This is a genomic window from Acinetobacter pecorum, assembly GCF_014837015.1.
Classification (GTDB): Bacteria; Pseudomonadota; Gammaproteobacteria; order Pseudomonadales; family Moraxellaceae; genus Acinetobacter; species Acinetobacter pecorum.
In genome coordinates this window covers 18,408-43,462 of record NZ_JACSPT010000017.1, presented here as the reverse complement: position 1 = coordinate 43,462, position 25,055 = coordinate 18,408, and the positions used below count along the sequence as shown (strand labels likewise).

Annotated in this window: 26 protein-coding genes; 10 read left to right on the top strand and 16 right to left on the bottom strand. The window is 42.4% G+C overall.

Annotated elements, in window-relative coordinates:
* Positions 1 to 119: 119 nt before the first annotated feature.
* Both H9629_RS12200 and H9629_RS12195 read left to right on the top strand, forming a co-directional pair.
* The gene (locus tag H9629_RS12200) at positions 120 to 554 is read left to right on the top strand and encodes an HIT domain-containing protein (protein ID WP_004646760.1); all 435 of its coding nucleotides are present in this window, start codon (positions 120 to 122) and stop codon (positions 552 to 554) included.
* A gap of 56 nt (positions 555 to 610) precedes the next feature.
* Positions 611 to 2,056 carry an adenylate/guanylate cyclase domain-containing protein gene (locus H9629_RS12195; protein ID WP_064102061.1) on the top strand — a complete coding sequence of 482 codons (1,446 nt, stop codon included), beginning with the start codon at positions 611 to 613 and terminating at the stop codon, positions 2,054 to 2,056.
* A gap of 88 nt (positions 2,057 to 2,144) precedes the next feature.
* Here the strand turns inward: H9629_RS12195 and fdx are convergent, their stop codons facing one another.
* From fdx to H9629_RS12155, 8 genes are all read right to left on the bottom strand, one after another.
* Positions 2,145 to 2,483 (bottom strand): ISC system 2Fe-2S type ferredoxin, encoded by a 339-nt coding sequence (fdx, locus tag H9629_RS12190; RefSeq protein WP_191731178.1) that lies wholly within the window; start codon positions 2,481 to 2,483, stop codon positions 2,145 to 2,147.
* A gap of 15 nt (positions 2,484 to 2,498) precedes the next feature.
* On the bottom strand, positions 2,499 to 4,358 hold the full coding sequence (hscA, locus tag H9629_RS12185; RefSeq protein WP_191731177.1) for a Fe-S protein assembly chaperone HscA: 1,860 nt from the start codon (positions 4,356 to 4,358) through the stop codon (positions 2,499 to 2,501).
* Between the two features lie 36 nt (positions 4,359 to 4,394).
* Positions 4,395 to 4,910: a Fe-S protein assembly co-chaperone HscB gene (hscB, locus tag H9629_RS12180; protein ID WP_064096077.1), complete on the bottom strand. Its 516-nt coding sequence runs from the start codon at positions 4,908 to 4,910 to the stop codon at positions 4,395 to 4,397.
* A 102-nt stretch (positions 4,911 to 5,012) separates the two neighbouring features.
* Positions 5,013 to 5,333 carry an iron-sulfur cluster assembly protein IscA gene (gene iscA / locus H9629_RS12175; RefSeq protein ID WP_005107159.1) on the bottom strand — a complete coding sequence of 107 codons (321 nt, stop codon included), beginning with the start codon at positions 5,331 to 5,333 and terminating at the stop codon, positions 5,013 to 5,015.
* Between the two features lie 34 nt (positions 5,334 to 5,367).
* On the bottom strand, positions 5,368 to 5,754 hold the full coding sequence (iscU, locus tag H9629_RS12170) for a Fe-S cluster assembly scaffold IscU (protein WP_004279815.1): 387 nt from the start codon (positions 5,752 to 5,754) through the stop codon (positions 5,368 to 5,370).
* A 104-nt stretch (positions 5,755 to 5,858) separates the two neighbouring features.
* The gene (locus H9629_RS12165; RefSeq protein ID WP_064096078.1) at positions 5,859 to 7,076 is read right to left on the bottom strand and encodes an IscS subfamily cysteine desulfurase; all 1,218 of its coding nucleotides are present in this window, start codon (positions 7,074 to 7,076) and stop codon (positions 5,859 to 5,861) included.
* A 1-nt stretch (position 7,077) separates the two neighbouring features.
* Complete coding sequence (locus H9629_RS12160) at positions 7,078 to 7,551, bottom strand: Rrf2 family transcriptional regulator (protein WP_005096769.1); 474 nt, start codon at positions 7,549 to 7,551, stop codon at positions 7,078 to 7,080.
* Positions 7,552 to 7,663: 112 nt separating this feature from the next.
* Positions 7,664 to 8,314: a hypothetical protein gene (locus H9629_RS12155; protein ID WP_144723971.1), complete on the bottom strand. Its 651-nt coding sequence runs from the start codon at positions 8,312 to 8,314 to the stop codon at positions 7,664 to 7,666.
* Positions 8,315 to 8,517: 203 nt separating this feature from the next.
* On the opposite strand from H9629_RS12155, the gene H9629_RS12150 reads away from it, so the two are divergent.
* The 3 genes from H9629_RS12150 (at position 8,518) to H9629_RS12140 (ending at position 11,423) form a co-directional block, all read left to right on the top strand.
* The gene (locus tag H9629_RS12150) at positions 8,518 to 8,997 is read left to right on the top strand and encodes a phasin family protein (protein WP_064102064.1); all 480 of its coding nucleotides are present in this window, start codon (positions 8,518 to 8,520) and stop codon (positions 8,995 to 8,997) included.
* Positions 8,998 to 9,154: 157 nt separating this feature from the next.
* A complete protein-coding gene (locus H9629_RS12145) occupies positions 9,155 to 9,427 on the top strand; it encodes an HU family DNA-binding protein (protein WP_004279807.1) in 273 nt (90 codons plus the stop codon).
* A 130-nt stretch (positions 9,428 to 9,557) separates the two neighbouring features.
* Complete coding sequence (locus H9629_RS12140; RefSeq protein WP_191731176.1) at positions 9,558 to 11,423, top strand: SurA N-terminal domain-containing protein; 1,866 nt, start codon at positions 9,558 to 9,560, stop codon at positions 11,421 to 11,423.
* 61 nt (positions 11,424 to 11,484) lie between these two features.
* Here H9629_RS12140 and H9629_RS12135 read toward each other — a convergent pair whose 3' ends face one another.
* Positions 11,485 to 12,354 (bottom strand): DUF2797 domain-containing protein, encoded by an 870-nt coding sequence (locus H9629_RS12135; RefSeq protein ID WP_191731175.1) that lies wholly within the window; start codon positions 12,352 to 12,354, stop codon positions 11,485 to 11,487.
* 34 nt (positions 12,355 to 12,388) lie between these two features.
* Between H9629_RS12135 and H9629_RS12130 the strand changes: the two genes are divergently transcribed.
* Both H9629_RS12130 and H9629_RS12125 read left to right on the top strand, forming a co-directional pair.
* Entirely contained in the window at positions 12,389 to 12,859 is a 471-nt protein-coding gene (locus tag H9629_RS12130) for a DUF6231 family protein (protein ID WP_191731174.1), read from the top strand.
* 106 nt (positions 12,860 to 12,965) lie between these two features.
* Positions 12,966 to 13,652 carry a YidB family protein gene (locus H9629_RS12125; protein WP_064096084.1) on the top strand — a complete coding sequence of 229 codons (687 nt, stop codon included), beginning with the start codon at positions 12,966 to 12,968 and terminating at the stop codon, positions 13,650 to 13,652.
* Between the two features lie 60 nt (positions 13,653 to 13,712).
* On the opposite strand, the gene H9629_RS12120 is transcribed toward H9629_RS12125, so the two are convergent.
* The 3 genes from H9629_RS12120 to H9629_RS12110 are packed head-to-tail and all read right to left on the bottom strand — an operon-like array spanning position 13,713 to position 15,674.
* Positions 13,713 to 14,327: an OB-fold-containig protein gene (locus H9629_RS12120; RefSeq protein WP_064102168.1), complete on the bottom strand. Its 615-nt coding sequence runs from the start codon at positions 14,325 to 14,327 to the stop codon at positions 13,713 to 13,715.
* 19 nt (positions 14,328 to 14,346) lie between these two features.
* Complete coding sequence (locus tag H9629_RS12115) at positions 14,347 to 14,655, bottom strand: Rieske (2Fe-2S) protein (RefSeq protein WP_171255289.1); 309 nt, start codon at positions 14,653 to 14,655, stop codon at positions 14,347 to 14,349.
* Positions 14,656 to 14,669: 14 nt separating this feature from the next.
* Positions 14,670 to 15,674, bottom strand: a complete 1,005-nt coding sequence (locus H9629_RS12110; RefSeq protein WP_191731173.1) for an adenosine kinase — start codon at positions 15,672 to 15,674, stop codon at positions 14,670 to 14,672.
* A gap of 276 nt (positions 15,675 to 15,950) precedes the next feature.
* Between H9629_RS12110 and H9629_RS12105 the strand changes: the two genes are divergently transcribed.
* The 3 genes from H9629_RS12105 (at position 15,951) to H9629_RS12095 (ending at position 20,669) form a co-directional block, all read left to right on the top strand.
* A complete protein-coding gene (locus H9629_RS12105) occupies positions 15,951 to 16,403 on the top strand; it encodes a GNAT family N-acetyltransferase (protein WP_144723977.1) in 453 nt (150 codons plus the stop codon).
* A 165-nt stretch (positions 16,404 to 16,568) separates the two neighbouring features.
* On the top strand, positions 16,569 to 19,508 hold the full coding sequence (locus H9629_RS12100) for an insulinase family protein (RefSeq protein WP_191731172.1): 2,940 nt from the start codon (positions 16,569 to 16,571) through the stop codon (positions 19,506 to 19,508).
* 21 nt (positions 19,509 to 19,529) lie between these two features.
* Positions 19,530 to 20,669: a phospholipase A gene (locus H9629_RS12095; protein WP_064096090.1), complete on the top strand. Its 1,140-nt coding sequence runs from the start codon at positions 19,530 to 19,532 to the stop codon at positions 20,667 to 20,669.
* A 69-nt stretch (positions 20,670 to 20,738) separates the two neighbouring features.
* Here H9629_RS12095 and H9629_RS12090 read toward each other — a convergent pair whose 3' ends face one another.
* The 4 genes from H9629_RS12090 to ilvA all read right to left on the bottom strand — a co-directional run bounded on the left by H9629_RS12090 (position 20,739) and on the right by ilvA (position 25,000).
* On the bottom strand, positions 20,739 to 22,079 hold the full coding sequence (locus tag H9629_RS12090) for a TrkH family potassium uptake protein (RefSeq protein WP_191731171.1): 1,341 nt from the start codon (positions 22,077 to 22,079) through the stop codon (positions 20,739 to 20,741).
* Entirely contained in the window at positions 22,076 to 22,732 is a 657-nt protein-coding gene (locus H9629_RS12085) for a potassium channel family protein (protein WP_064096092.1), read from the bottom strand. The genes H9629_RS12090 and H9629_RS12085 overlap by 4 nt, the downstream gene beginning before the upstream one ends.
* A gap of 109 nt (positions 22,733 to 22,841) precedes the next feature.
* Positions 22,842 to 23,309, bottom strand: a complete 468-nt coding sequence (locus H9629_RS12080; RefSeq protein ID WP_191731170.1) for a hypothetical protein — start codon at positions 23,307 to 23,309, stop codon at positions 22,842 to 22,844.
* Positions 23,310 to 23,461: 152 nt separating this feature from the next.
* Positions 23,462 to 25,000: a threonine ammonia-lyase, biosynthetic gene (ilvA, locus tag H9629_RS12075; RefSeq protein ID WP_144725380.1), complete on the bottom strand. Its 1,539-nt coding sequence runs from the start codon at positions 24,998 to 25,000 to the stop codon at positions 23,462 to 23,464.
* Between the last annotated feature and the right edge of the window lie 55 nt (positions 25,001 to 25,055).

Here is a 25,055-nt window from a genome sequence, read left to right as displayed (position 1 = left end):
TGATCTGCTTTGCAACAAATCATGAGAATTTGTCTTTAAACACATTGCTTCCAATATTCAGCTTCAGTTGGATATGTTAGTATTAGCCATCATTCTAATTTTGCATCATTTATAAAGATATGTTTAGTTTGCATCCACAACTTGCTCAAGATACTTTTTTTGTAGGCGACTTTCCTTTGTCAACATGTCGTTTGATGAATGATATGCAATTTCCCTGGCTGATTCTGATTCCACGTGTGCCGGGTGTCTCTGAACTATATGAATTGAGCCAAGCTGACCAAGAGCAGTTTTTAAGAGAGTCAAGCTGGTTATCTAGCCAGCTGGCACGTGTTTTCCGTGCGGATAAGATGAACGTAGCAGCGCTAGGCAATATGGTGCCGCAATTGCATTTTCATCATGTGGTCCGTTACCAGAACGATGTTGCATGGCCAAAACCGGTTTGGGGCACACCTGCAGTTCCATATAGCAGTGAAGTACTTGCACACATGCGTCAAACCTTAATGCTGGCTTTACGTGGCCAGGGCGATATGCCATTTGACTGGCGCATGGACTGATCAGTCAAAGGCATTCAAAGAACCATGGACAGTTGCGGACTTCAGGGAGTGAGTGAGTGCAATTAGACGACTGGATTCAAAAAGAGCCTCATCAGTTCGAATATTTCCATCGCATGATGGGATATATCATGTTGTCTGTGGTTCTGGTCGTTTTTCATTACACTGAACCAGATACCCAGTATCAACTTTTTGTTCCCTTTTTTTTGTTTCTGGTTTTACTGATCATCCCCAAGCTATCTCGCTGGATGATTTATAAATATGATTATCATATCCGGCGCAATATTCTTTTTCTGATCGATGTGATTGTCATTTCGGTGGTTCTGGCGGCCGTGCATCTGGACCTGGTATTGTCTTTACTCGGTCTGGTGGCAGTCCTCTATACCGCAATTAGTAATAAAATCTCATTTATGATGGCTTCTCTAGCCAGCCTGATCGGGATTACGCTTTTCTATCTGGCCAATATTCTGGTCTTCGGGTTTAATAATTATTTTGAGTCGACCAGTAGTGAACTGACGGTTCTTGGTTTTATCTGCCTGATTACCTATTTTGGTGTTGGAAGTTTTTATCAAAGTGGTCGTGTGCAATACATGACCCAGAAGAAAGACCATTATTTCGAACAGATGAACCGTTATATGGAATTTGCCAATCAGTTGAGTCGCTATGCGCCTATGCAGTTGTGGCAATCGATCATGAAAGGTGAGTCTGAAGCTAAAATTGAGTATAAACGTAAAAAACTGACGATTTTTTTCTCAGATATTCAAGGTTTTACAGAGTTGTCTGAAACCCTGATTCCAGATGATCTGGCATTCCTGCTGAATGATTATCTTCGGCATATGACCGAAATCGCAAAAAACTATGAAGCAACTGTTGATAAGTTCATGGGTGATGCCATCCTAATTTTCTTTGGTGATCCGCATTCTGAAGGCGTGGAGCAGGATGCCAAAAACTGTATGGAAATGGCATTGGCAATGCGTCAGCAAATGAAGTTGCTGCGCGAACGCTGGATAAAAATGGGTTATCCGCCGCTCCATATCCGCATGGGAATTTCAACCGGCTATTGCCACGTAGGAAATTATGGGGCCACGCATCGTATGGCTTATACCATTGTAGGGCGTGATGCCAATCTGGCAGCGCGTTTGCAAAGTGCCGCGGCAGTCGATGAAATCCTGATTTCAGAAGATACTCATAATTTGATCAAGGATGATTATCTTTGCGCACCGAAAAAGCCGATTTTCCTGAAAGGCATTAAAACGCCAGTGCGAACCTGGCAGGTGATGGAAAAATATGCGTCTCAGAAAGTCGAATACCAGCGCTGGTTCGATTACGAATATAAGGGTTTTCATTTACTGCTTAATCTGGACGAAGTGCAAAACTTTGAATATCCTGAGTTAATTCATGTACTGGAAAAAATGATTAAACGGATTGAAATTCAGCAGAAAATGACCAACTCGCAGGGTATTGTCAAACTAAAGCTTGAAGATGAAGTGATTGAACATATTTAGAGAGTTCATCTAAATTTAGTTTAATTCTTTCTAGCAAAGAAAAAACCACGCCTGAGCGTGGTTTTTTATCGAGCTTGCAGCGAAAATCTTAATGATTTTCCGACGCATGGTTAATTGTATATTTGGGAATTTCAATTTCCAGATCTTCACCGTCTAGCTTAACCTGACAAGAAAGACGTGAGTCTGGTTCTAGACCCCAGGCGCGATCCAGTAAATCAGCTTCAACATCATTCATTTCTTCGAGGCTGTCAAAACCTTTGCGCACGACTACATGACAGGTCGTACACGCAGCTGACATATCGCAAGCATGTTCAATTTTAATGCCATTTTTCAGCAGGCTTTCGCAAAGATTGGCATTTGGTTCGACTTCAAACTCAGCACCTTCGGGGCAAATCTGCGCATGTGGAAGAACTTTAATACGTGGCATAGTCGTTACCTTAAATTAGTTTGAGTTTGACCAGTCGTCGAGTTTAGTACCCTTGAGAGCAGCATCAATATGTTGATTCATACGTGCTGCTGCAAAAGCATCACTATGTATTTTAAGCTGTTCAACGGCAGATTCAATTGCTTTGATATCTGAACCCTGAAGTTCAGTTTCAAGTTGGGTTTGTGCAGTTTGCAGAGCTGTAAGCTGATCTTCCGTTAAAAGAGCGGCATCTACCTTAAGTGCCTGAATCAGTGCTTCCAGCTCACGCTGAGCTTCAACTTTGGTTTCATTCAAATGACGAAGATTTTTATCTTCTTCAGCGAACTTATAACCCTCTAGCAGTAGACGTTCAGTATCTTCACCCGATAAACCATAAGATGGCTTGATATCGATATGGGCATTCACACCAGAGGTGGTTTCTTTGGCAGATACAGTCAGCAAGCCATCTGCATCGACCTGGAACGTCACTTCAATACGTGCCTGACCAGCAGTCATTGGTGGAATGCCATGCAGCACAAATCGGCCCAAGCTGCGGCAATGTTCAACCAGATCACGTTCACCTTGAACCACATGAATCAACATGGCAGTCTGGCCATCTTGATAAGTGGTAAATTCCTGACGACGAGCCACCGGAATTGCGGTGTTGCGCGAAATTAAACGTTCAACCAGTCCGCCCATGGTTTCAAGACCAAGAGACAATGGGGTCACGTCCAATAACAATGAACCATCGGTTGAATTGCCAATCAATTGGTTCGCAGTAATTGATGCACCAATCGCCACCACTTCATCCGGATTAATGGTACATAGCGGTTCTTGGTTGAACACTTCACGCACAGCTTTTTGTACCGCATAAGAACGTGTTGAACCACCGACTAAAACAACATTCTGAATGTCATTCAGTTCAAGCTTGGCATCACGCATAACACGTTTGCAGACGCTGATGGTTTTGTCTAAAGCAACTTTAATGATGTCTTCAAATGTCGGACGATCCAGTGTTAATACTTGATCAAGCAGCTGGAGTTGAACCGAATCTGCATCCGACAAAGCTTCTTTGGCTTTGCGCGCAGCGACAATGAAATGTGCATATTCAGTATCATTCAAAGTATCGATATTCAGCTGTTTTTTGGCCCATTTCAGGATTAAACGATCCAGGTCATCACCACCGAGCGCAGTGTGGCCGCCTGTTGCCAGAACTTCAAACACACCTTGAGAAAAACGCAGAATGGAAACGTCAAAAGTACCGCCACCCAAGTCATAGATTACATAGTTGCGATCTGTACTTAAATTGCTTTCTTGATCAAGACCATAGGCCACAGCAGCTGCAGTAGGTTCGTTCAATAAACGTAAAACATTCAAGCCGGCAAGCTGGGCAGCATCACGGGTTGCCTGACGCTGTGCTTCATCGAAGTAAGCTGGAACAGTAATGACAGCATCATTGACCGGGTTTTGCAGGCTTGCTTCAGCGCGGTCTTTTAACTGCTTTAAAATTTCTGCAGAAATTTCAACCGGAGTCTTACGACCCTGTACAGTTTCAAAAGCCGGCATTTCATTCGCTTCACCGACCAATGTATAGGGATGCTGGAATTTAATATCGGCTTTTGAACGACCCATGAAGCGTTTCACAGAAACGATGGTATTTTCCGGGTCAGTAATAATGAAAGGCGCTGCTTCATTGCCGTATTGAGTCTGTTGTTCTGCATAATGCACGATAGAAGGAAGTAGCACACGACCTTGTTCGTCATTAAGTACTTTGGCTTTACCTGAAAGAACCGTGGCAACCAAAGAGTGGGTGGTGCCTAAATCGATACCAATCGCAATGCGGTGTTCATGTGGTGCACTTGATTGACCTGGTTCTGCAATTTGCAAGAGAGCCATAGTGTTACATCCTTTGCACGTTAAATATTAAAAAAATTAGAAATCATCATCAAGATCAAAGCTGTCATCGTCCAGGAAGCGGTCTTCCGCTTTGTCGATATCGGCCATGACTTTGACAAAGAAACGTAGTTTACGCACTGTATCGCGTGCTTCAGCCCAGTCTTCATCCGCATAATCAATTTTAAACTCGCGAACCAGACCCTCAATCCATTGCTGGACTTCGAGTTTAAGTGAGGTTAAATCTTCAGCAGAAGTCGCATCGTCCAGTTGTTCACGAATTTCCAGAGCATCCTGCAAGAATTCAAAATCACTGATCGACTGATCTAAGTGATAATCCTGTTTCTTGAGAGACAGTAAATACGCTGCACGGCTATCGACCGCTGACAAGACTTTAAATGCCTGATTGATATCACTTGATTTAATCAGCGCCTGATCTTTGTCTTCAGCTTTATCTGGGTGATATTGTTGCTGCAACTTTAAGAATTCAGTCTTTAAAGCCGCCAAATCAATATCGAGTGCTACAGGAAGGTTGAACAGCTCAAAATGATTCATGGGAGAGGTGATCCGCGATTAATGTGCAAAAATAACTGTATAAATGCAATTAAAACAGTGTGAAACACACTGTTTTAATGTCAAAGAGAATAACTGTCGGGTTTATACAGTGAAGGACTCACCACAACCGCATTCGCCTTTTTTGTTGGGGTTGTTAAATTCGAAGCCTTCGTTCAAGCCGTTTTTAACGTAGTCCATCTCCATACCTTCAAGATAAACCAGACTTTTCGGGTCAACGAATACTTTAACCCCAAACTGCTCAAAGGCCTGATCATGTGCATCGACTTCATCTACGAACTCGAGCACATAAGCCAGACCAGAACAGCCTGAAGTTTTCACACCAACGCGAATACCTTCACCCTTACCGCGATTTTTTAAATAATTGCTGATATGAGTTGCAGCATTTTCAGTTAAATGGATCATGAAAACTCCGTTAAAATTTCAAAACGTGGAACAATTAAGCTTTAACTTTCTTGCTACGGTAGTCTTCTACAGCTGCTTTAATTGCATCTTCAGCAAGAACAGAGCAGTGTACTTTTACTGGTGGAAGTGCAAGTTCAGTTGCAATATCAATGTTCTTGATCGCTTGAGCTTGATCCAAAGTTTTACCTTTGAGCCATTCGGTCACCAGTGAACTTGATGCAATGGCAGAACCACAACCATAAGTTTTGAAACGTGCTTCTTCAATCACGCCTTCGTCGTTTACCTGAATCTGTAAACGCATTACGTCACCACATGCTGGCGCACCAACCATACCAGTACCAACGTTTTCAGCATTTTTGTCTAAAACGCCAACATTACGAGGGTTTTCGTAATGATCAATTACTTTTTCGCTATAAGCCATGTTGCTTCTCCAAACCTCGGGGTCAGCCTTAGTATTAAATATGGGGGTAAAAAATTTTTTCTCAATGAGACAGCAACGGATTCGTTACTATCTCAGGATGAAAATTAGTGCTCAGCCCACTCAACTTTAGAAAGGTCAATACCTTCCTTATACATATCCCAAAGCGGAGAAAGTTCACGTAACTTCTCAACAGCAGCTTTAGTGATAGTCAATACGTGATCGATATCTTCTTCAGTGGTGTATTTACCAAAGCTGAAGCGGATCGAACTGTGTGCAAGCTCGTCTGAAAGACCGAGCGCACGAAGTACATAAGATGGTTCAAGTGTTGCAGATGTACATGCTGAACCTGATGATACTGCAGCATCTTTCAATGCCATCATCAAAGATTCGCCTTCAACGAAGTTGAAACTTACGTTGAGGTAGTTTGCAACGTTTTGAGTCGGGTGACCATTTAGGAAAACCTGTTCCAAATCTTGCAGGCCATTCCAAAGCTTGTCACGAAGTACGCGTATACGAGTCTGTTCAGCTTCCAGGTTTTTACCTGCAAGTTCAAAAGCTTCACCCATACCTACGATTTGATGTGTTGCCAGCGTACCTGAACGCATACCACGTTCATGACCGCCACCATGCATTTCAGCTTTAAGGCGTACACGCGGGCTGCGACGTACAAATAATGCGCCGATACCTTTAGGACCATAAATTTTGTGTGCAGAGAAGCTCATCAGGTCCACTTTTAAAGTCGAAAGATCAATTTCAACTTTACCCGCTGCTTGGGCAGCATCGACATGGAAGAAAATCTTGTTGGCACGAGTGATTTCACCAATCGCTGCAACATCAGTCACCGTACCGATTTCATTGTTTACCATCATCAGGGAAACAAGAATCGTATCTGGGCGAATCGCTGCCTGTACCATCTCAGGTGTAATTAAACCAGTTTTAGGCTGTGGTTCAATATAGGTAATTTCAAAACCTTCGGATTCAAGCTCACGACAGGTATCTAAAACTGCCTTATGTTCAATTTTAGAGGTAACAATATGTTTACCTTTAGATGCATAGAAATGAGCTACACCTTTAATTGCAAGGTTGTCTGACTCGGTCGCACCTGAGGTCCATACGATTTCACGCGGATCAGCTTTAACTAAATTGGCAACTTGCTCACGTGCATATTCAACTTTTTCTTCAGCCTGCCAACCATATGCGTGTGAACGAGATGCTGCATTACCGAAGGTACCATCGAATGTTAAGCATTCCATCATACGTTCAGCAACCTGAGGATCTACAGGAGTTGTAGCTGCATAATCAAGATAAATCGGACGTTTCATGTCAAATACCTGTAACCGATAAAAGGGCTGAATCAAAGGGGGCTGAATTTTGGCGTAATGACACGGTTTGTACATTGTCACGCGCAACCAGATCAGCAAGCGAGATTTTTGCTAAATAATCGGCAATGTGATGGGAGAGTTCCTGCCATAAATCATGAGTCAAGCACATTGCGCCATTCTGGCAGTTGCCTTTATGGTCGCAGCGAGTCGCATCAACTGTTTCGTTTACAGCTTCAATAATTGCTAATACTGTAATTTCATCTGCATTGCGTGCTAAATGGTAACCACCATTTGCTCCGCGAACACTTGAAACTAAGCCATGGCGTTTGAGTTTCGCAAATAACTGCTCAAGATACGCGACAGAAATAGTTTGGCGTGCTGCAATTTCAGCGAGCGTAATCGTTTTTTCAGAAGGCTGTAAAGCTAGATCAAGCAGAGCAGTCACAGCGTAGCGACCGCGAGTGGTTAGGCGCATGATTCGATACACATGGTTAGACTAGATGTGTCAATTCTAAGAATCCCGACTAAAATAGTCAAGTTATTTTTGGTAGACCTTAGTGGGATTTAAATTTTGGATAATGAAAGATTTACACACTCAGCCAATTATACACTAATAACGTAATCAAAAGTATGGTGCTCAGGCCAAAAGCAATATTAATGCGCTTTTGACGTTGCTCGATCCGTTTCAGACGGTTTCTGTACTGTTTAACTTCTACCTGCAAGGTATTGATCTTGGAACGTTGCTCTTCAATTTTCTTTAGAAGTGGTGCAATACGCTTTTTAGAGGCAACAATTTCTGTCTCATCTGTAGGTGCCTCGGACAGCCAGTGCCTCCAGTCAGCCAAGACTTTTGGTAAACTAAATACAGTTAACAGATCACGAAACTCATCTTTTAAAACCTGATGACCATCAATGCGCATATTGCGGATGCTGCGACGATTGCCAAAAATAAAAATTTTAATCAGGTCAGGGAGGGTCGTGCGTACATCCAGATCTACAATGCGGCCTGGTGCTTTATGGTCAAACAATAGCCCGTTTGGGGTGAATTGCACATAAAAGTCAAAATATGGAATATAGCTATTGATTTTAACCGAGATATTTTCATCTACAAACTTTTTGGCCTGTAGAGCAACGACACGATCATGCTTGAGAATGAAGGTAAATATTGTTTCAAGAACAATTAACATCATCGTAAGCAACAAATGCGGTTGATTTTGACTTTGTTGCGATTCGCTCATATACAACCAATCCTTACCTGAAATATAAAGTGAAAAAGCTTCCTGCCTGTAAAAAGATTTCAGGGTTAAATCAAATTAGACTTGAAATAAATTGCTTTGTAGAACAGTTTACCAAATCTATCAAGTACTAAATTTGCTATTATGCAGTGATTTTGTAGAATAATTTATAATAATTGAGTGGAAAATAAGCAGGAGCCGTGCACATGGACAAGTCAAAAACAGCACAAGATTCAACGGAAGCTTCGAATGAGAAAACGCTAAAAGCCAAGTCCAAATCTGCCTCAGAGCGCAAATCGGTTCTTGATTTTCGTAAATACACCAAACAGATCTGGCTGGCAGGGCTGGGGGCATTTTCGCGTGCAGAAGAAGAAGGCAATAAACTGTTTGACTCGCTGGTCAAGGTGGGTGAAGAACTGGAATCTAAAACTGTCGATATTGCTGATCAAACTGTAGAAAAGGTTTCGGAGAAAGCCAAAGAGTCGGTTATCGACACCAAAGACAAAGTGGAAAAATTAATTGACAACTCTGTTCATCATTCATTGAATCGTATAGGATTAGTCACACTGAAGGATGTACAATATTTGGAACGTTTAATCCTTCAGTTGCATACCAAAGTTGATCAATTGACTGCGGAACAAGAAAAAATGAAAGAAGAATTATCGAAAAAAACACAAATAAAATGACTTTATTTATTATTCAATGTTTTTTTCGCATATTTTTTGAAAAAAAAGAGGTTCTTAAGTATTGCGTTTATACCTAAAGCATTGCTATAAAGGCGTTATGGCATGTTAAACCAATTCTTGAACCTTAAATAAACGATATTAAGAGGACGTAATCTTCATGAATAAATCAGAATTAATTGATGCAATTGCAGAGAAAGGGGGATTATCTAAGGCTGACGCAGGTAAGGCTTTAGATGCTACAATTGCTTCTGTTACTGAAGCTTTAAAATCGGGTGATACTGTAACTTTAGTCGGTTTTGGTACTTTTGGCGTGAAAGAACGTGCTGCACGTACTGGCCGTAATCCACAAACTGGTGCTACTCTTGAAATTAAAGCAAGCAAAGTACCTAGTTTCAAAGCAGGTAAAGGCTTAAAAGACGCTGTAGCTTAAGTCTTTCTAGCGACAAAACGCGCCTTATTTGGCGCGTTTTTTATTAATAAATTTAATTGAGATGATTAACACATTCATTCAATGGGTATTTTCGGTTAAAATCCTTGGCAAATAAAATATTGGAATACTTATGGAAGCTTTTCGTAAAGTTATTAAGGGCTGGTTGGGCAAAGTCTTGCTCGTTCTATTTTTGACCCCGTTAGCACTTGTAGGTATTGAAGGATATTTTAGCGGCGGAAGTTCTGATGCAGCAAAATCAGTAAACGGAACTGAAATATCTCAAAAAGAATTAGAGACACTGACGAAATCATTTAAAGAACAATATCTCAGTTATGCCAATGGGGATGAAACTTTACTGAATCAAAGCTTCATCGACCAAAAAGCCATGGATACGCTGGTCGCCCGTACTTTATTGTTGCAACAGGCTGAAAAATTGGGAATCAGTCTCAGTGACCAGCAGATTGAACAGATGATCGCCCAACAGCCGACCTTCCAGCAAGATGGCAAGTTCTCCAATGCTTTATATGAAAACTATCTGAAATCAATTGGCATGACCAATCGTGCTTTGATCGAAAGTTTACGTACAGATCATGCATTGAAGATGCTGTCATCGACTTTTCTGGATTATCCGCTGGTGAGTCCGGTCGAAATGCAGCAGATTGCTGATTTGCAAACTGAACAACGCCATATTTATATTTCGAGCATTAATCTGGATCGTTATAAAAAAGATGTCAAAGTAACTGATGCAGAAATTGCTGCCTATTATGAAAAACATAAAACCCTGTTTAAGCAGCCGACCAGTGTAGATGTGGACTATGTGGTATTAAAGCCAAGCGATATTCAGGCACAGAGTTTAGCGGTGACAGATGCTGAACTTCAGGAAGCCTATACAGCTTTTGTTGCTAAACAAAAACAGGCAGTTAAACCAGAGGTGAAGCATATTCTAATTACGGCGGACAGTCGTAGTGATGCAGAAGCAAAAAAACTGGCAACTGAAATTGCAGCAAAAATTAAAGCTGGAACAAGTTTTGCCCAGGCTGCCGCACAGTATTCTGAAGACCCTGATTCCAAGTCGAAAGGTGGCGCAATTGCTGTCTATGAAGAAGGCGTATTCGGTACCGCATTTGATCAGGCAGTTGGTTCTTTAAAATCGGGTCAGGTGTCTGCGCCGGTGAAAACAGATTATGGATATCATATTATTTCTGTACAAACTCCAGATGTTGCGGTTCCTTCTTTTGAGTCACAAAAAGCGCGTTTATCTGAAGAAGTTTTGGCTGCTAAAAAATCCAATGCATTCTCCGATATGGTCAATACACTGAATGATATGGTGGTAGGAAGTGATTCTCTGGATGTCGTTATTCAAGAGGTCAAAGGTGTACAGGTTCAGAAAGCCCAAGGGGTAAAACTTTCGACCCGAGATCCAGTGTTGAGCGATGCTAGCCTCAAAGTCAAACTGTTCAATGATGATGTTAAAAATGGTGATCGTAATGCTTCATCCAGTATCCAGCTGGCCAATGGTAATGTAGCCTGGATCAAGGTGCGTGATTATCATGCAGCCGGTGAGCAGACACTGGCAGAAGCCAAACCGCTGGTTAAGACATTATTGATTGAAGACAAAGCAGCTGCATTGGCAAAAGCAAAAATTCAGAAAGCTCTGGATGAGTTTAAAACCAAACCGGCTGCAGCTGTGGCAAAAGGTGATTTGATCTTTGAAGATGCTGGTGTTTACACACGTGCTGAAGGTTTGCTAAAACGCGATGTACAGCGCGCAGCATTTAGTCTTCCGACACCAAAACCAGGTTACTGGTCAGTAACGACAACGAAAATGCCAAATGAGCTGGTTGTAGTTGCAGTATCAGAAGTGAAGAAGAACCCGGTAGATGTATTGAGTGCAGAGCAACGTAGTGAGTTGGTGAAGTTATATCAGCAACTTCGTGGTCAGCAGGAATTTGATGACTATACGCGTTATCTGCAATCTCAGGCAAAAATCAAATAAGATGATCTTAACCAAAAAACCAGCCCGCAGGCTGGTTTTTTATGCTTTTGGCAATGAGGGTTTAAGTTCGGATAATCAGCTCATAACCGGTATATTTGCGTATATTGATCACGCCAGTATCTAAAATCAAATATTGGCCTTTAATTCCCTGTAATTTGCCGCGAATCACGGGAGTTTTATCCAGATTATGCGATTTAATCTTTTCCGGATATTCATCTACAGGATAAATAAACTCACGTGGCAGTTCATCTTCAAGCACTTCAATATTTTCATTAAACTGCAAATTCTGATTAAATTCCTCACGGATCGTCTGAATTTTTGGTGCAAATTCTTCTAGTAACTGTTCACGTACTTCAATCAGGTTGAGTGGTTCTGCTTCACCTTTGAGTAGCTTGCGCCAGTCAGTTTTATCAGCTACCTGCGTACCAAACATGACCTCAAGCTTTCCAGAAAGACGACGTGAGCCCACTTTCATAATCGGCAGGGCCTGGGTGGCACCTTGATCAAGCCAGCGGGTCGGCATTTGGCTGGTACGGGTAATACCGACCTTTAATGCGCTAGAATTGGCCAAATAGACAATATGTGGCTGAAAGCAGACATTCTGTGCAAATTCATCTTCGCGGCAAGTGCCTAAATGATAATGACAGGTTTCTGGCTTCATGATGCACATATCACATGAAGCATTAGTTTTAAAACATTTAAAACAGTGACCTTGTGAGAATGATTTGGAGGTTTTTTTACCACAAGACACACAGTAAATATTCCCTGTCCATTCAATCTCGATTTCCTCGCCTAAATTAAACGGGAGATCAATTTCTGCACGATCCAGAATTAATTTATATTCAACATTTGCCCGCTGTAACTGTTGTTCAGTTACACTAAGGTCCTTGAGGCCGACGTGCATTTTATGACAAATGCCCTGAAGTTCCATAAAAATTACTCACTTAAATCATAAGGATGCAGTTATGGCTGAGCAGAATGTCATTACTTCGATGCTAGACGATTTCGCACGGGAACAGCCAATTCATACTGCTATTTGTATTGGGCAGGACTTGAGCCAAGTCCAGTTTCAGCCAGCTATTCAATGGTACCATTTTAGCGTATCTGACTTTTTAAATCTGCCTTTTCAACAACGTTATGACGTGGCTGTGGTGAGGCTGGATACCACAGAAACTGAATTTTTGTCTGAACAGATGATGAGCCAAATTTTGGTGAAATTGCGTGATTTGTTTGCCAAACGTCTGGTGGTAGTCAGTCGTTTGCACAACGAAAAATTATTGAGAGCTTTGGGATTTACCCAGTTGATCGACAAGACCGCACATGAGGCAGATTTTGCGCTGTGGCAATTTAATATTTTAACCTATAAACATGTGCCAGACTGGTTTAATTCCAAGTTTTGGGCTAACCCGGAAAACTGGGATAAATTTCGCTGGTAAGCCGAAAAACCTACTTTATCAAGATTGCAAATATTAACACAATCTGGCCTAGACAATGTAAAGGCAGGCCGTATCCTGTAGTTAAGATGCACATAGGATATAGGACATGACAAACCTAAGTAATATTGTGGAAATATTAGCAAAGCAGGCATTAGGTGGCGGACAATCGCAGCAGAAAACTTCACAACAGGGCGGCTTGGCAGATATTCTAGGCTCAGTATTAGGGCATTTAAACCAGTCCAATCCTCAGCAAAATAAACAAACCCAACAAACCCAAAATCAACAGAATCAAACCGGTCAGCAAACACGCCAAAATGGCCTGAGTGCAATTTTAGGTTCGGTTCTCAGTCAGCTAGGTGGTGGTGCCAGTAGTCAAAGCACCTCTCAACCTCGCTCAGGTTTCGGGGGGAGTTCTACCGGCAAAACTTTGTTGATCGCTGTGTTGCCTCTGGTGTTGGCCTGGATACAAAAACAGGGTGGCTTGCAGGGTGCCTTGGACAAGCTAAAAGGCCAAGGCCTTACTCGTCAGGTAGACGATTGGGTATCGACAGGTCCCGGTGAAAATGCTCATGTTGATCCGCAGCAGGTACAAAACCTGTTCGATGAGCAGGAAGTTGAAGAGGTAGCGCAGCAAACTCATACCCCTAAGCAAGATGTATATGGTGCTATTTCACAGGTATTGCCGCAGATTATTGACTCTCTTACCCCACAAGGTGAACAGACCAGTAAGCAGGAAGCCAACAGCGATATACAAAATGTACTAAGTATGGTTTCGGGGCTTCTCAAAAAATAAATCTCTAAACTAAAATCCTGATAGCCGTCAGGATTTTCAATATGAGAAATGACCTGATATTTAATCCAGATTTAGGCTAAACAGCTGGTTAGACTTGCAGATTTTCTTGGCTATATAATGAGATTTTCTTATGCGAATAAGAATAATCTCCGATTGAAAGCCAAGCTCACCAAATTCCGGTTCTACCTGTACATAGTGGAGTTGCCCATATTCATCCCGAACCCGTGCTTGAGCAGAAAAACCGGGGCGGGCATTGCCACTTGAAATCGTTGCCAGCCGGCCGAGCAAATTGACATTGTTCTTTTTATATTTGGGTGGAATGACCTGATCGAGACAGTGAATCATAAAAATCGTAAAAAAGGTCGCAATGATCAAAGCGGGAATGATCAGGTAATAAGCGGGGAGAAACTTGAATTCCTGAGAATAAATCAGAAATTGCAAGACATAGCCTGCAAAGCTGAAATTCATCAGGAAAAAAAATACAATCAATGTTTTTGAAAATTTCACATTTAACAGATCAACATGCTGAAAATCATAGGGTGAAATTTTTTGCAGAATTTTACTGGGTCTCAGCCCAAAATAGAAACAAACGGTTTTCACCACGCCAAACAGAATAATCGCCAATAAGCTGAGATGGAAAGGCATCAGATTATAGTCTAGAAACAATGCAGGCATGGTGTTGTCCGTTTTAGTCTTATTCTGAGAGGTAAATTCCACCATCAGAATGCACGGTAATATCTACTTTTTCAAGTGATTGACCTTGGCAAGGGCCAGAAATACATTCACCGCTTTCCACCAGAAATAGTGCACCGTGCGTTGAACATTCAATAAATTCCTGATCGCGATCCAGAAACTGGTTTTCCAGAAATTCCAGTTCAACCTGCAAATGTGGGCACAAATTCTGATAGGCATAAAATGCACCATCACGTTGGGTGATGAAAATTGTATCACCATCTGGAAGCTCAAAAGAGCGTGCTTCACGCTCTGGAATGTCTTCCGTCATGCAAATTTTAAACATTAAGCACATTCCTTTCGAAAGTCTTTTAATAAGGCTGCATAGTCTTCAACTGCCAGGCGTGGACCAAATTGTGAAACTATCTGACTGGAAATAAGAATTGCCAGTTCTGCAGATGCTTGCAAACCTAAATTGGCGTTTAATCCGTACAGAAAAGCACCGGCAAAAGCATCACCAGCCCCATTTGCATCGACTGCAGTCACTTTACGGCCTGGTACTTTAAAGGTGTTCTCATGATCTGAAATAAGTGCACCTTCGGCTGACAATGTAATGACAACGTGCTGACTTAAGCTTTTCAGTTTAAGTGAAGCAGCCTCAAGACTGTCGGTTTCGGTGTACATCAAGGCTTCTTGCTGGTTACACAGTAGCAGGTCAACACCATCGCCAATCATTTCATCAAGGCCTGCACGGGCATATTGCACCATTGCCGGATCAGATAAAGTTAACGCAATTTTAACACCGTTAGCACGGGCAATTTCACGTGCCTGTTTTACAGCTTGCCGTGCGGTATCCGAAGTCGACAAATAGCCTTCAAGATAAAGCCATTTTGCTGTATTCAGTTGACTGAAATCGATTTGTGCATTGCTCAGTTCAGCCGTAATACCCAAATAGGTATGCATGGTGCGTTCAGAATCAGGGCTGACTAGTACCATACAGGTACCTGTTACACCTTCACTAATCGATTGGGTTGTAGTCTCAATGCCAGCATCATTTAAACCTTTCAGATAGATTTGCCCGAGTTCGTCATTACCGACACGGCAACCATAAAATGCAGAACCACCCAGTGCTGAAAATGCTACCGTAGTATTGGCTGCTGAACCACCAGAAGCCTGACCTTTATACACCTGAGTCGCTTGGAGATTTTGATAAAGAGTGGCCTGAGTTTCACCATCTGCAAGTTGCATGGTGCCTTTTTGCAAATGATGTGCATTTAAGAAATCATCAGAAACTTTAAATTCTTGGTCAATCAGCGCATTACCAATTGCAAAAAGATCAACATTTGCCATGTTCAAATATCACATTAAAAATGAAAGTATCAAGTTTACACGATTGCTTGGAAATGCTGTAGTTTGCTGAATCATTTTCAAATATTTCTCAAAAATGCTGTATTTTATTCAGGAGCTATCTTTGGTCTAAGTTTTGACTTATTTTTAGGCGCCGGCACTCATCAGTATTGATTTAAGTGTGAACTTTTATTTATAAGGATAATTCGGGCTTGGTATGATACTTTTAAGTCGTTCTGCGAACCTCATTTTCACAATCATTTTAAATAGCGTGCGTATATGGATATTAAAATTGTAAAAGTCGAACAACTTCCTGACCAAATCGAAGCGCTCGCAACGCTGGCGCGCAAAGAAGGCCTAGATGTGATGGATAAGTTAATTGAAGAATATCGCACTGGGAAGAACTGCTTTGCTCAAGCCAATGAGCATTTACTGATCGCACATGACGGTAAAAAACTGATTGCCTGTGGTGGCCTCAACCAGCAATGGGGCGATAATGGGATTGAGGAACGTATTGGCCGTGTGCGCCGCTTCTATGTACATCCAAAATATCGGCTACATGGGGTGGGTAAGCAGCTTTTGGCTTATCTGGAACAACTGGCACGTCCGCACTATTCCGCTTTATGCTTGCAAACCGATACCCGGCTGGCTGCCAGTTTTTATCAAAAACAGAACTATGTATTTGTTGAAAATAATCCAAGCTATAACTATTTTAAATATCTGATTGCCTAAGCTTATAGTACCTAAGCTGAATCTGGATGGTAAATTTGATGATTTAATTTTCAAATGATCAAGTTTACTTAATTCGATCAAAATCCTCGGTTTTCAACGTGAATAATTCAGATAACTAAAGCTATAATGCTCTTAGTTATTTTAATTAAAGCATTAGGAGATCGCATGACTGTAGATGTCACTGAAACCATTTCTCAAACTGTACATCCTGCGTTTCAGTTGGTACGTCAACAACATGTTGAAGCTTTAGACATTTTCGTGTCTGAATATAAACATAAAGTGACTGGCGCCACACATTATCACCTGGCGACCAATCACGATGAAAATGTCTTTCTGGTCGCATTTCGTACCCAGCCGATGGACTCTAAAGGCGAAGCGCATATTCTGGAACATACTGCATTATGCGGTTCAGAAAAGTTCCCGGTGCGCGATCCATTCTTTCTGATGATTCGCCGTTCACTGAACACCTTTATGAATGCCTTTACTGCGGCGGACTGGACTGCGTATCCATTTGCGACCCAAAACAGCAAGGATTTCCAGAACCTGCTCGAAGTGTATATGGATGCAGCATTTGCTGCGAACCTGAATCCATTGGATTTTGCTCAGGAAGGTATTCGTATTGAGCTGGAAAATGGTGAGCCTGTCTATAAAGGCGTGGTCTTTAATGAAATGAAAGGGGCGATGAGTTCGCCTTCAGATCGGCTTTATCACACGCTGGCGCATCATTTATTCCCAAATACGACTTATCACTATAATTCGGGCGGTGATCCTAAAGATATTCCTGATTTAACTTACCAAGAGTTAGTCGATTTCTATAAGTCACATTACCATCCAAGTAATGCAGTCTTCATGACTTTTGGTAATAAAACCGCATTTGAACTGCAAGAGCAGTTTGAAAATCTGGCATTGTCCAAATTTGAAAAAGGTCAGACGCTCTATCCAACACCTGAAACCCGTTTGACTGCACCATTGACGGTTACCGACAGCTATGCGGTTGATGCCGAAGACCTACAGGACAAGACCTATCATGTGCTGTCTTGGTTATTGCCGGAAGCCAGTGACATTAAATTGCGTTTAGGTATGCGTTTAGTCGAAGGAATTCTGCTCGAAGATTCAGCATCACCACTACGTCATTATCTGGAAACTTGTGGTTATGCAGATGCAACAGGTCCATTCATGGGCGTGGATGATTCTAACTTTGAAATGACTTTCTACTGTGCGGTGCAGGGTTCAAATCCTGAGCATGCAGAAGAATTTAAAAATGGTGTATTTAAGGTTCTAGAAGAGGTTGCCTCTAAACCGGTTGATCAGAACATGGTCGATGCGATCCTGCATCAAATCGAATTGCATCAGCGTGAAATCAATGGTGATGGTACGCCGTATGGTTTAAGCCTGATTCTGAGCGGTCTGGGCAGCGCGATTCATCATCGTGATCCGGTCGAAGTTTGGGATGTGGACTCTGCCATTGCTGCAGTCAAAGAAGAACTGCAAGATCCAATGTGGTTATCCAATTTGATCAAAGAGCATCTGCTGGATAACCCACATCGTGTCCAATTGACACTGGTTCCGGATGCGACCAAATCTGCCAAAGAAGCAGCGGATGAAAAAGCACGTCTGGCTGAAATTGGCAAGAATCTGACTGAAGAGCAAAAAGCTGAAATTATTGCACAGACTGAGGCATTAAATGTGCGTCAGGATACACCAGATGACTTGAACTTATTGCCGAAAGTCGGTCTGGAAGATGTGCCTGCGGAATTACAGATTGTGCAAGGTCAGTTACGCGAGATTATCTGTAACCACGTCGATACGCCATTGAACCTGTATCATGCCGGAACTAATGGTATTTATTATCAACAGGTTCTGGTTAATATTCCGGATGAAGTGGTGCAGTCGCCTTACTTTAATCTGCTTTCAATCCTGATGGGTGAAGTCGGTGCGGGTGAGTATGATTATCTTGAGTTCCAGCAACTGCAAACAGCGGTAAGCGGTGGTCTGGGCATGGGCGCGTCTTTGCGTTCGAAAGTGGATGACAAAAACAAGATTACTGCTTGGCTAACCCTGACCACTAAATCTTTGGTGAATCATCTCGATGCGATCCGTCTGTTGAAGATTGGTTTTGAACAGCTCCGTTTTGATGAAAAAGACCGTATTATCGAGCTGCTACAACAGCGTAAAACGCGCTGGCAGTCACGTATTTCCGGTTCTGGACATAGTTATGCGATGCAGACCGCTTCACGTCAGCATAGTGCATTGGCTTTGCGTGATTATCATAATACCGGTCTGGGTGCATTGAACTGGCTGATCGAACTGGTGTCTAAGATCGAAAAAGATCCGGCTGAATATGATCTGCTGATTGATGAATTAAAACGGATTCATCGGGTCTTGTTGCAAGCACCAAAGCAATTCCTGCTAGTGTGTGAAGAACCACAATCTGAGCATCTAATCGAAGAAATCCAGAATGTCTGGGACAAACTTGCGGTTGATCCAGCACCGGTTGCACTGACTCAAGTCGAAAAACTGACCCATGATCAGCACGAAGCTTGGTTGATTCAAGCCAATGTCCAGTTCTGTGCGGCTGCTTATCCGGCAGTTGAAGTCTCACACCCTGATGCTGCTGCATTGATGGTACTGGCGGGTTATTTACGTAATGGTTTCCTGCACAGCGCCATTCGTGAAAAAGGTGGTGCCTATGGTGGTGGTGCGAGCTATGACGGCAATGCCTGTTCGTTCCGTTTCTACAGCTATCGTGACCCACGTCTAGCAGAAACTTTCCAGGATTTTGATGCCAGTATCCAGTGGTTACTCAATGCACCACAACAGCCACACCAGTTGGAAGAAGCCATTCTGGGTCTGATTGCCAGCATGGATAAACCGGGTTCACCGGCAGGCGAAGCCATTACTGCATGTTATGCCTATCTGCATCAACGCACACCAGCGTTCCGTAAAAAGCTTCGGGAACGTTTGTTGCATGTCACGCTGGATGACTTGAAGCGTGTTGCACAGACCTATCTGGTCGAGCAGCAGGCAACCAAGGCTGTGGTGGCACCGGTAGCAAAGCGTGAAATGCTTGAGCAGCTTGGTTTTGTGATTCAACAAGTTCTATAAATAAAAAAATGAGGATAAGGAATGGCGCTTAATTCAATTAAGCGCTCAACTCTACAGCTGAGCGTTTTGCTTGGCTGTACTGTTGGGACGCAAGTGAATGCGGAAGAAACAGTAGTTAACAGCCCCATGCCGGCAACGGCCGAAGCCTGTGCCGCACTAGAAAGTAGTGCAGAGCGTCTGGCTTGCTATGATGCTTTATTTAAAATTCCGGTAACCGATAAGCCTGAAATCGTTTCTGAGCGTCGTGCTGCGGTAGAACTTGCACCTGAACCCGATAATTTGAAAGAAAAAATTGGGAAAACTGTCTCCAATATTTATGTCTCTGAAGGATCAAAGCTGACGCCGAATCTGTCTTTGCTGGATAGTCGCTGGGAACTCTCTCCGGAAAGTAAACTTGGTACCTGGAACATTCGTTCCTATCAACCGGTGTATTTGATGCCAGGTTTCTGGACATCGAAAAAAAATGAATTCCCTCAAAGTGAAAACCCGAACAATACAGAGACAGAGAAACAAAATCTCACTTCAACTGAAGCGAAGTTTCAATTGTCTTTAAAGACCAAGGCAGTTGAAAATATCTTGGGAAATAATGGTGATCTCTGGCTCGGTTATACCCAGTCTTCGCGTTGGCAGGTGTATAACTCGGAAGAATCACGTCCATTTCGTGAAACCAATTATGAACCAGAAGCCAGTTTTGTTTTGCGTACCAATTATGACCTGTTAGGTCTGAACTGGCGCATGTTAGGCCTGACTTTCAACCATCAGTCCAATGGCCGCTCTGATCCGCTATCGCGCAGTTGGAACCGGGTGATGCTGAATTTTGGTTTTGAAAAAGACAATTTTGCCCTGATGGTTCGTCCTTGGTATCGCTTTGAAGAGAAACGTGAAGACGATAACAATCCCGAGATCAAAAACTATATCGGACGCGGAGACATGACTGCATTTTATCGATATAACGAGCATGATTTTTCATTAATGCTGCGTCATACTTTAAAAGGTGGAGATGATAACCGTGGTGCAGTACAGTTTGACTGGTCATTCCCGATTAGTGGACGTTTGCGAGGTCAATTCCAGCTTTTTGACGGCTATGGCGAAAGTCTGATTGATTATAATCACCGTGCCACTTATGTGGGACTAGGAATTTCCCTGATGAACTGGTTCTAAGATTCCAGGTTTAATCATCTTGAGATTAAAAAAAACCATGCTGCGGCATGGTTTTTTTTATAGCTAATTTTAGCCAATCTGGATTTCTGAAGGAGGATGTTTTATGCGGCTCTTTTTCGGAGTTGCAATGAAATAAGCAAGTGTCAGTGGCCCTAGTCGACCTGCAAACATCAATAACATCAGAATGATTAAACTGGCTGGTTGTAATTCTTCAGTCACACCTCGAGACAAGCCGACGGTACATGCCGCCGAAACAGCCTCAAACAGCAGGTCCAGAAAATCAAGATCAGGTTCCAGAATTAATAGACTCATAAAGCCCATTATGATGAGTGCAGCAGTAATGCACACCACCGCCAAGGCTTTAAATGTGGTTTTCTCCGGAATAGAGTGATTAAACACCCGGATTTCATCTTCGCGTCTTAAAAAACTGATGACACTTATTACCACAATAATAAACGTTCCGACCTTGATGCCGCCTGCAGTACTTAAGGAGCCGCCCCCGATAAACATGAGCAGTATGGTAACGAGACTGGATGCATCGCTCATTTGTTCCATTGGCAAGCTATTAAAACCCGAAGAGCGGGGAACCGTAGCATGGAACCAGGCATTTACGGCCTGATCGCCTAAACTCATCAGGCCCAAAGTTTGCGGATTAGAGGCCTCTAATAGCCAGAGTACGATAAACGCACTTAAGTTAAGACCCAGAATAGTAGAGAGGATCAGCTTGCTGTTAGTACTTAACTTGCGCCAGCGCTTGTTTTTTTTAACATCCATCAACACCAAAAAGCCAATACCCCCAATGATATACAACATGCTGATAGTAAAAGTAATTAAATACTGGCCGGAAAAACTCATCAAGCTGTTGGGGAAGAGTGAAAATCCACCATTATTAAAAGCTGAAACGCTATAAAAGGCTGCATAAAATAATGCATCGCTGAACTGATATTCTTTGAGCCACGCCAAAGTCAGAATCAGCGTACCGATTGCTTCAAAAAATAGTGAATATAAAAATACGGCTTTAATGGTAAAACTGACTTTTTTCAGACTGGTTTGTCCGATGGATTCTTGTGCCATGACTTGCTGCTTCAATCCCATTTTTGGAGCCAGACTCATTACTGCTAGAATGGCGAAAGTCATAAAACCCAAACCACCGCATTGCAACAAAAACATAATGACGATCTGCCCAAATACCGTATAGGCTTCACCGACATTCACCACCGATAGTCCGGTGATGGTGACTGCTGAAGTTGCGGTAAAAATAGCTTCCAGCCAGCTGATTTCTCCCTGATGTGCAATGGGCAGCATTAATAGCAGCGAACCGATCAGAATCAATCCGAGAAATCCTAAAGCCAGTAAGCTTGGAGGGCTGAGATTAATCGTCCGGTGTTCCTTTAAGTTAGAACTTTTCATAGATGTCTAAAGTATTTAGAAAGGTGGCGCAAAGGCTCTAATAATCCTTCAACCACAAGAATATCGCCTTTCTGAAGAACCTGATTGGCATCTACGTGATATTGCAGGGTAGACCCGCGCTTATGTAATAAAGTAGTAATTTCAGGCCCATGCTTCATCAATTGATTCAATGGCATACCATGCTGTTCAGTATGAATTTCAATTTTGACAATATAGTGATCATCCTCAAGCGCCATATAGCGACTGACCATCGGATAGCTTAATGACTGGGCCACCCGAACTCCCATATCTTCTTCAGGGTGAATGATTTTTTCAACATTAAGATGGGTCAGAATCATGTGATGGGATTTTGATTTCGCTTTCGCCCATATTTTCTTGACACCCATATTTTTTAAGTGCAATACACACAGAATACTGGCTTCAATATCCTCTCCAATTGCCACCACAGCAGCATCACAGCGCTGAATATTCAGCTCGTCGAGTACATGTTCATCGGTTGCATCGGCAATCACGGCATGGGTTAGCTGATCAGAAATGTTTTCTACATATTTTTTATTCAGATCGATCCCGATCACTTCATGATTCAGGCTGATCAGCTGTGTGGCCACTGTGGCACCGAAACTGCCAAGCCCAATGACTGCAAATAATGCCATGGATTGTCCTTCGTTATCTTTATGTCATTCGTTATATTCGCTATGGTAATAAGAAGGCGATTCTTCAGCTATAGTCTTTAGGTAAAAATATTACAAATCTTTGAAGTATTTACGCTTCTTTCATATGAAGTACAGATTGAAAATTTGGACAGTCAGACATAACCTGACGATGTGTATATAAGGTTCCATAACTATTTTGGATGATGTATTCGAATTCATGATGATCATCTTTCATGATATTGAGTGTGGCTTGGCGTTTGAGTTGAGGATAAGTTTTTAGATTGTCGATTGCGGCACAAGAAAAGCTTTTCACAAAAGATGAAATTTTAGGATCTAATTTCACTTCTTTATAATGATCTAGAAAAATATAAACAACGAATTTGGGATACTGGTTGAGTATTTCTGAATGTGCCTCTATACCTGCGATGTTGCTGAGGTTATTTGCGGTCGCATTACTGGGAATATTTTTCATACTTGTTCGAACACGATCTTCTTCTTGATTTAATTTGTATGCTGGATAGCCGTATAAATAGACAAATAAAGTAGTAAGTAAAATAATAATAAAAGTGATATTCATATTTTAAGACTCTGTTTTTGTAGTTATTTTTGATTATAGCAAGATTGAAAATTAATGGATAATTGGTGTTTTCATTGATGATGCAATTTTAAATCTACATAAAATATTATCCTAAAAAAACCGCCTCAAAAGGCGGCTTATATTTGGAAGAATTACTTCAAGAAACGTTGATAACCGAGATTATTAGTAATTTCCTGATAAGGATAGGTAATGGTTTCGAGAGTTTCGATCAAACCGTCCGGATTTTGTTGTGCATCGGTCGCTTCAAGACCCACCAGAACACGTCCTTCAGCAGCGCCGTGGTTACGGTAGTGGAACAGGGTAATGTTATGGGTTGGACCAAGACGTTCCAGGAACATCAGTAAAGCACCAGGACGCTCCGGGAATTCCACGCGGAACAGACGTTCATTTTCAATATCGGCATGACCGCCGATCAGGTAACGGATATGCAGTTTGGCCACTTCATCATCAGAGAGATCGTCAACGTCATACTGGAACTTTAAGGCTTCATAAATTTCCTGACGTTCTTTCTCGCCATTTTTCAGACTGATGCCGACAAATACCTGCGCAGCAGAAGCATCGCTGGCACGGTAGTTAAATTCAGTAATATTACGACCTTGCAAGGCACGGCAGAAACTCAGGAATGAACCTTTCTGTTCCGGAATGGTCACGGCAAAGATTGCTTCTTTACGCTCGCCCAGTTCGGTACGTTCCGCGATATAACGTAAACGGTCGAAGTTCATGTTGGCGCCGCAGACAATCGACACCATGTTTTTCCCTTCGATGCTATGTTCAGTCACGTATTTTTTGATGCCGGCCAGTGCCATTGCACCTGATGGCTCTACGATACTACGGCACTCGTCATAGGTATCTTTAATGGCAGCACAGATTTCATCAGTATTCACCAGCACCACCTCGGGTTCCACGATTGGGCCAGAATTGTCCGATTTTTGCAGACGGATTACATCAAATGGTTTTTCACCAATTTGGGCTACCGCTGTCCCATCAGCAAATAATCCAACAGATGGAAGAATTACGCGCTCATTGGCTTCAAATGCAGCTTTTAAACAGGCAGACTCATCATATTCCACGGGAATAACTTTGACGTGTGGTGCGACATCACCTAAGTAAGCTGCGACACCTGCGATCAGGCCGCCACCGCCAACTGCAACAAACACGTAGTCCACATCACGCCATTGACGCAGAATTTCATTGGCAATCGTACCTTGGCCTGCAATCACCAGTTCATCGTCATAGGGCGGAATAAAGGTCATGCCATCTTCTTGGGCACGTTGAATCGCATATTTATTGGCAACATCAAATGAATCGCCATGTAAAACTACTTCGCCACCGAGACGTTTAACTGCCTGTACTTTGATATCAGGTGTGGTTTTAGGCATCACAATAATCGCGCGTATACCTAGCTTTTTCCCTGAAAGTGCCACGCCTTGTGCATGGTTGCCTGCTGAAGCAGTGATAACGCCACGTTCCATTTGCGATTTCGGTAATTGACTAATACGGTTATAAGCACCGCGTAGCTTGAATGAAAAAACCGGTTGTAAATCTTCACGTTTAAAGCGGATGTTATTATTGAGTCGTTCGCTAATTCGTGGCGCTGCTTCGAGTGGGGTTTCGATTGCAACATCATAGACCGTTGCTTGTAAAATTTGTCGAACCAAACGAGACAGCATGTTAATTTTCCATCTAACAGTTTAAAATAGGGGCTTATTGTAACAAACCAGACAG

Excerpts from the sequence above, each read along its gene's own strand:
- H9629_RS12130 (WP_191731174.1), top strand. The coding sequence starts at position 12,389 with ATGGCTGAGCAGAATGTCATTACTTCGATGCTAGACGATTTCGCACGG.
- H9629_RS12100 (WP_191731172.1), top strand. The coding sequence starts at position 16,569 with ATGACTGTAGATGTCACTGAAACCATTTCTCAAACTGTACATCCTGCG.
- H9629_RS12090 (WP_191731171.1), bottom strand. The coding sequence starts at position 22,079 with ATGAAAAGTTCTAACTTAAAGGAACACCGGACGATTAATCTCAGCCCT.
- H9629_RS12140 (WP_191731176.1), top strand. The coding sequence starts at position 9,558 with ATGGAAGCTTTTCGTAAAGTTATTAAGGGCTGGTTGGGCAAAGTCTTG.
- H9629_RS12150 (WP_064102064.1), top strand. The coding sequence starts at position 8,518 with ATGGACAAGTCAAAAACAGCACAAGATTCAACGGAAGCTTCGAATGAG.
- H9629_RS12105 (WP_144723977.1), top strand. The coding sequence starts at position 15,951 with ATGGATATTAAAATTGTAAAAGTCGAACAACTTCCTGACCAAATCGAA.
- H9629_RS12115 (WP_171255289.1), bottom strand. The coding sequence starts at position 14,655 with ATGACGGAAGACATTCCAGAGCGTGAAGCACGCTCTTTTGAGCTTCCA.
- H9629_RS12135 (WP_191731175.1), bottom strand. The coding sequence starts at position 12,354 with ATGGAACTTCAGGGCATTTGTCATAAAATGCACGTCGGCCTCAAGGAC.
- ilvA (WP_144725380.1), bottom strand. The coding sequence starts at position 25,000 with ATGCTGTCTCGTTTGGTTCGACAAATTTTACAAGCAACGGTCTATGAT.
- iscA (WP_005107159.1), bottom strand. The coding sequence starts at position 5,333 with ATGATCCATTTAACTGAAAATGCTGCAACTCATATCAGCAATTATTTA.
- fdx (WP_191731178.1), bottom strand. The coding sequence starts at position 2,483 with ATGCCACGTATTAAAGTTCTTCCACATGCGCAGATTTGCCCCGAAGGT.
- H9629_RS12125 (WP_064096084.1), top strand. The coding sequence starts at position 12,966 with ATGACAAACCTAAGTAATATTGTGGAAATATTAGCAAAGCAGGCATTA.
- H9629_RS12160 (WP_005096769.1), bottom strand. The coding sequence starts at position 7,551 with ATGCGCCTAACCACTCGCGGTCGCTACGCTGTGACTGCTCTGCTTGAT.
- H9629_RS12120 (WP_064102168.1), bottom strand. The coding sequence starts at position 14,327 with ATGCCTGCATTGTTTCTAGACTATAATCTGATGCCTTTCCATCTCAGC.
- H9629_RS12085 (WP_064096092.1), bottom strand. The coding sequence starts at position 22,732 with ATGGCATTATTTGCAGTCATTGGGCTTGGCAGTTTCGGTGCCACAGTG.
- H9629_RS12145 (WP_004279807.1), top strand. The coding sequence starts at position 9,155 with ATGAATAAATCAGAATTAATTGATGCAATTGCAGAGAAAGGGGGATTA.
- hscA (WP_191731177.1), bottom strand. The coding sequence starts at position 4,358 with ATGGCTCTCTTGCAAATTGCAGAACCAGGTCAATCAAGTGCACCACAT.
- H9629_RS12080 (WP_191731170.1), bottom strand. The coding sequence starts at position 23,309 with ATGAATATCACTTTTATTATTATTTTACTTACTACTTTATTTGTCTAT.
- H9629_RS12200 (WP_004646760.1), top strand. The coding sequence starts at position 120 with ATGTTTAGTTTGCATCCACAACTTGCTCAAGATACTTTTTTTGTAGGC.
- H9629_RS12165 (WP_064096078.1), bottom strand. The coding sequence starts at position 7,076 with ATGAAACGTCCGATTTATCTTGATTATGCAGCTACAACTCCTGTAGAT.
- H9629_RS12155 (WP_144723971.1), bottom strand. The coding sequence starts at position 8,314 with ATGAGCGAATCGCAACAAAGTCAAAATCAACCGCATTTGTTGCTTACG.
- H9629_RS12095 (WP_064096090.1), top strand. The coding sequence starts at position 19,530 with ATGGCGCTTAATTCAATTAAGCGCTCAACTCTACAGCTGAGCGTTTTG.
- hscB (WP_064096077.1), bottom strand. The coding sequence starts at position 4,910 with ATGAATCATTTTGAGCTGTTCAACCTTCCTGTAGCACTCGATATTGAT.
- iscU (WP_004279815.1), bottom strand. The coding sequence starts at position 5,754 with ATGGCTTATAGCGAAAAAGTAATTGATCATTACGAAAACCCTCGTAAT.
- H9629_RS12110 (WP_191731173.1), bottom strand. The coding sequence starts at position 15,674 with ATGGCAAATGTTGATCTTTTTGCAATTGGTAATGCGCTGATTGACCAA.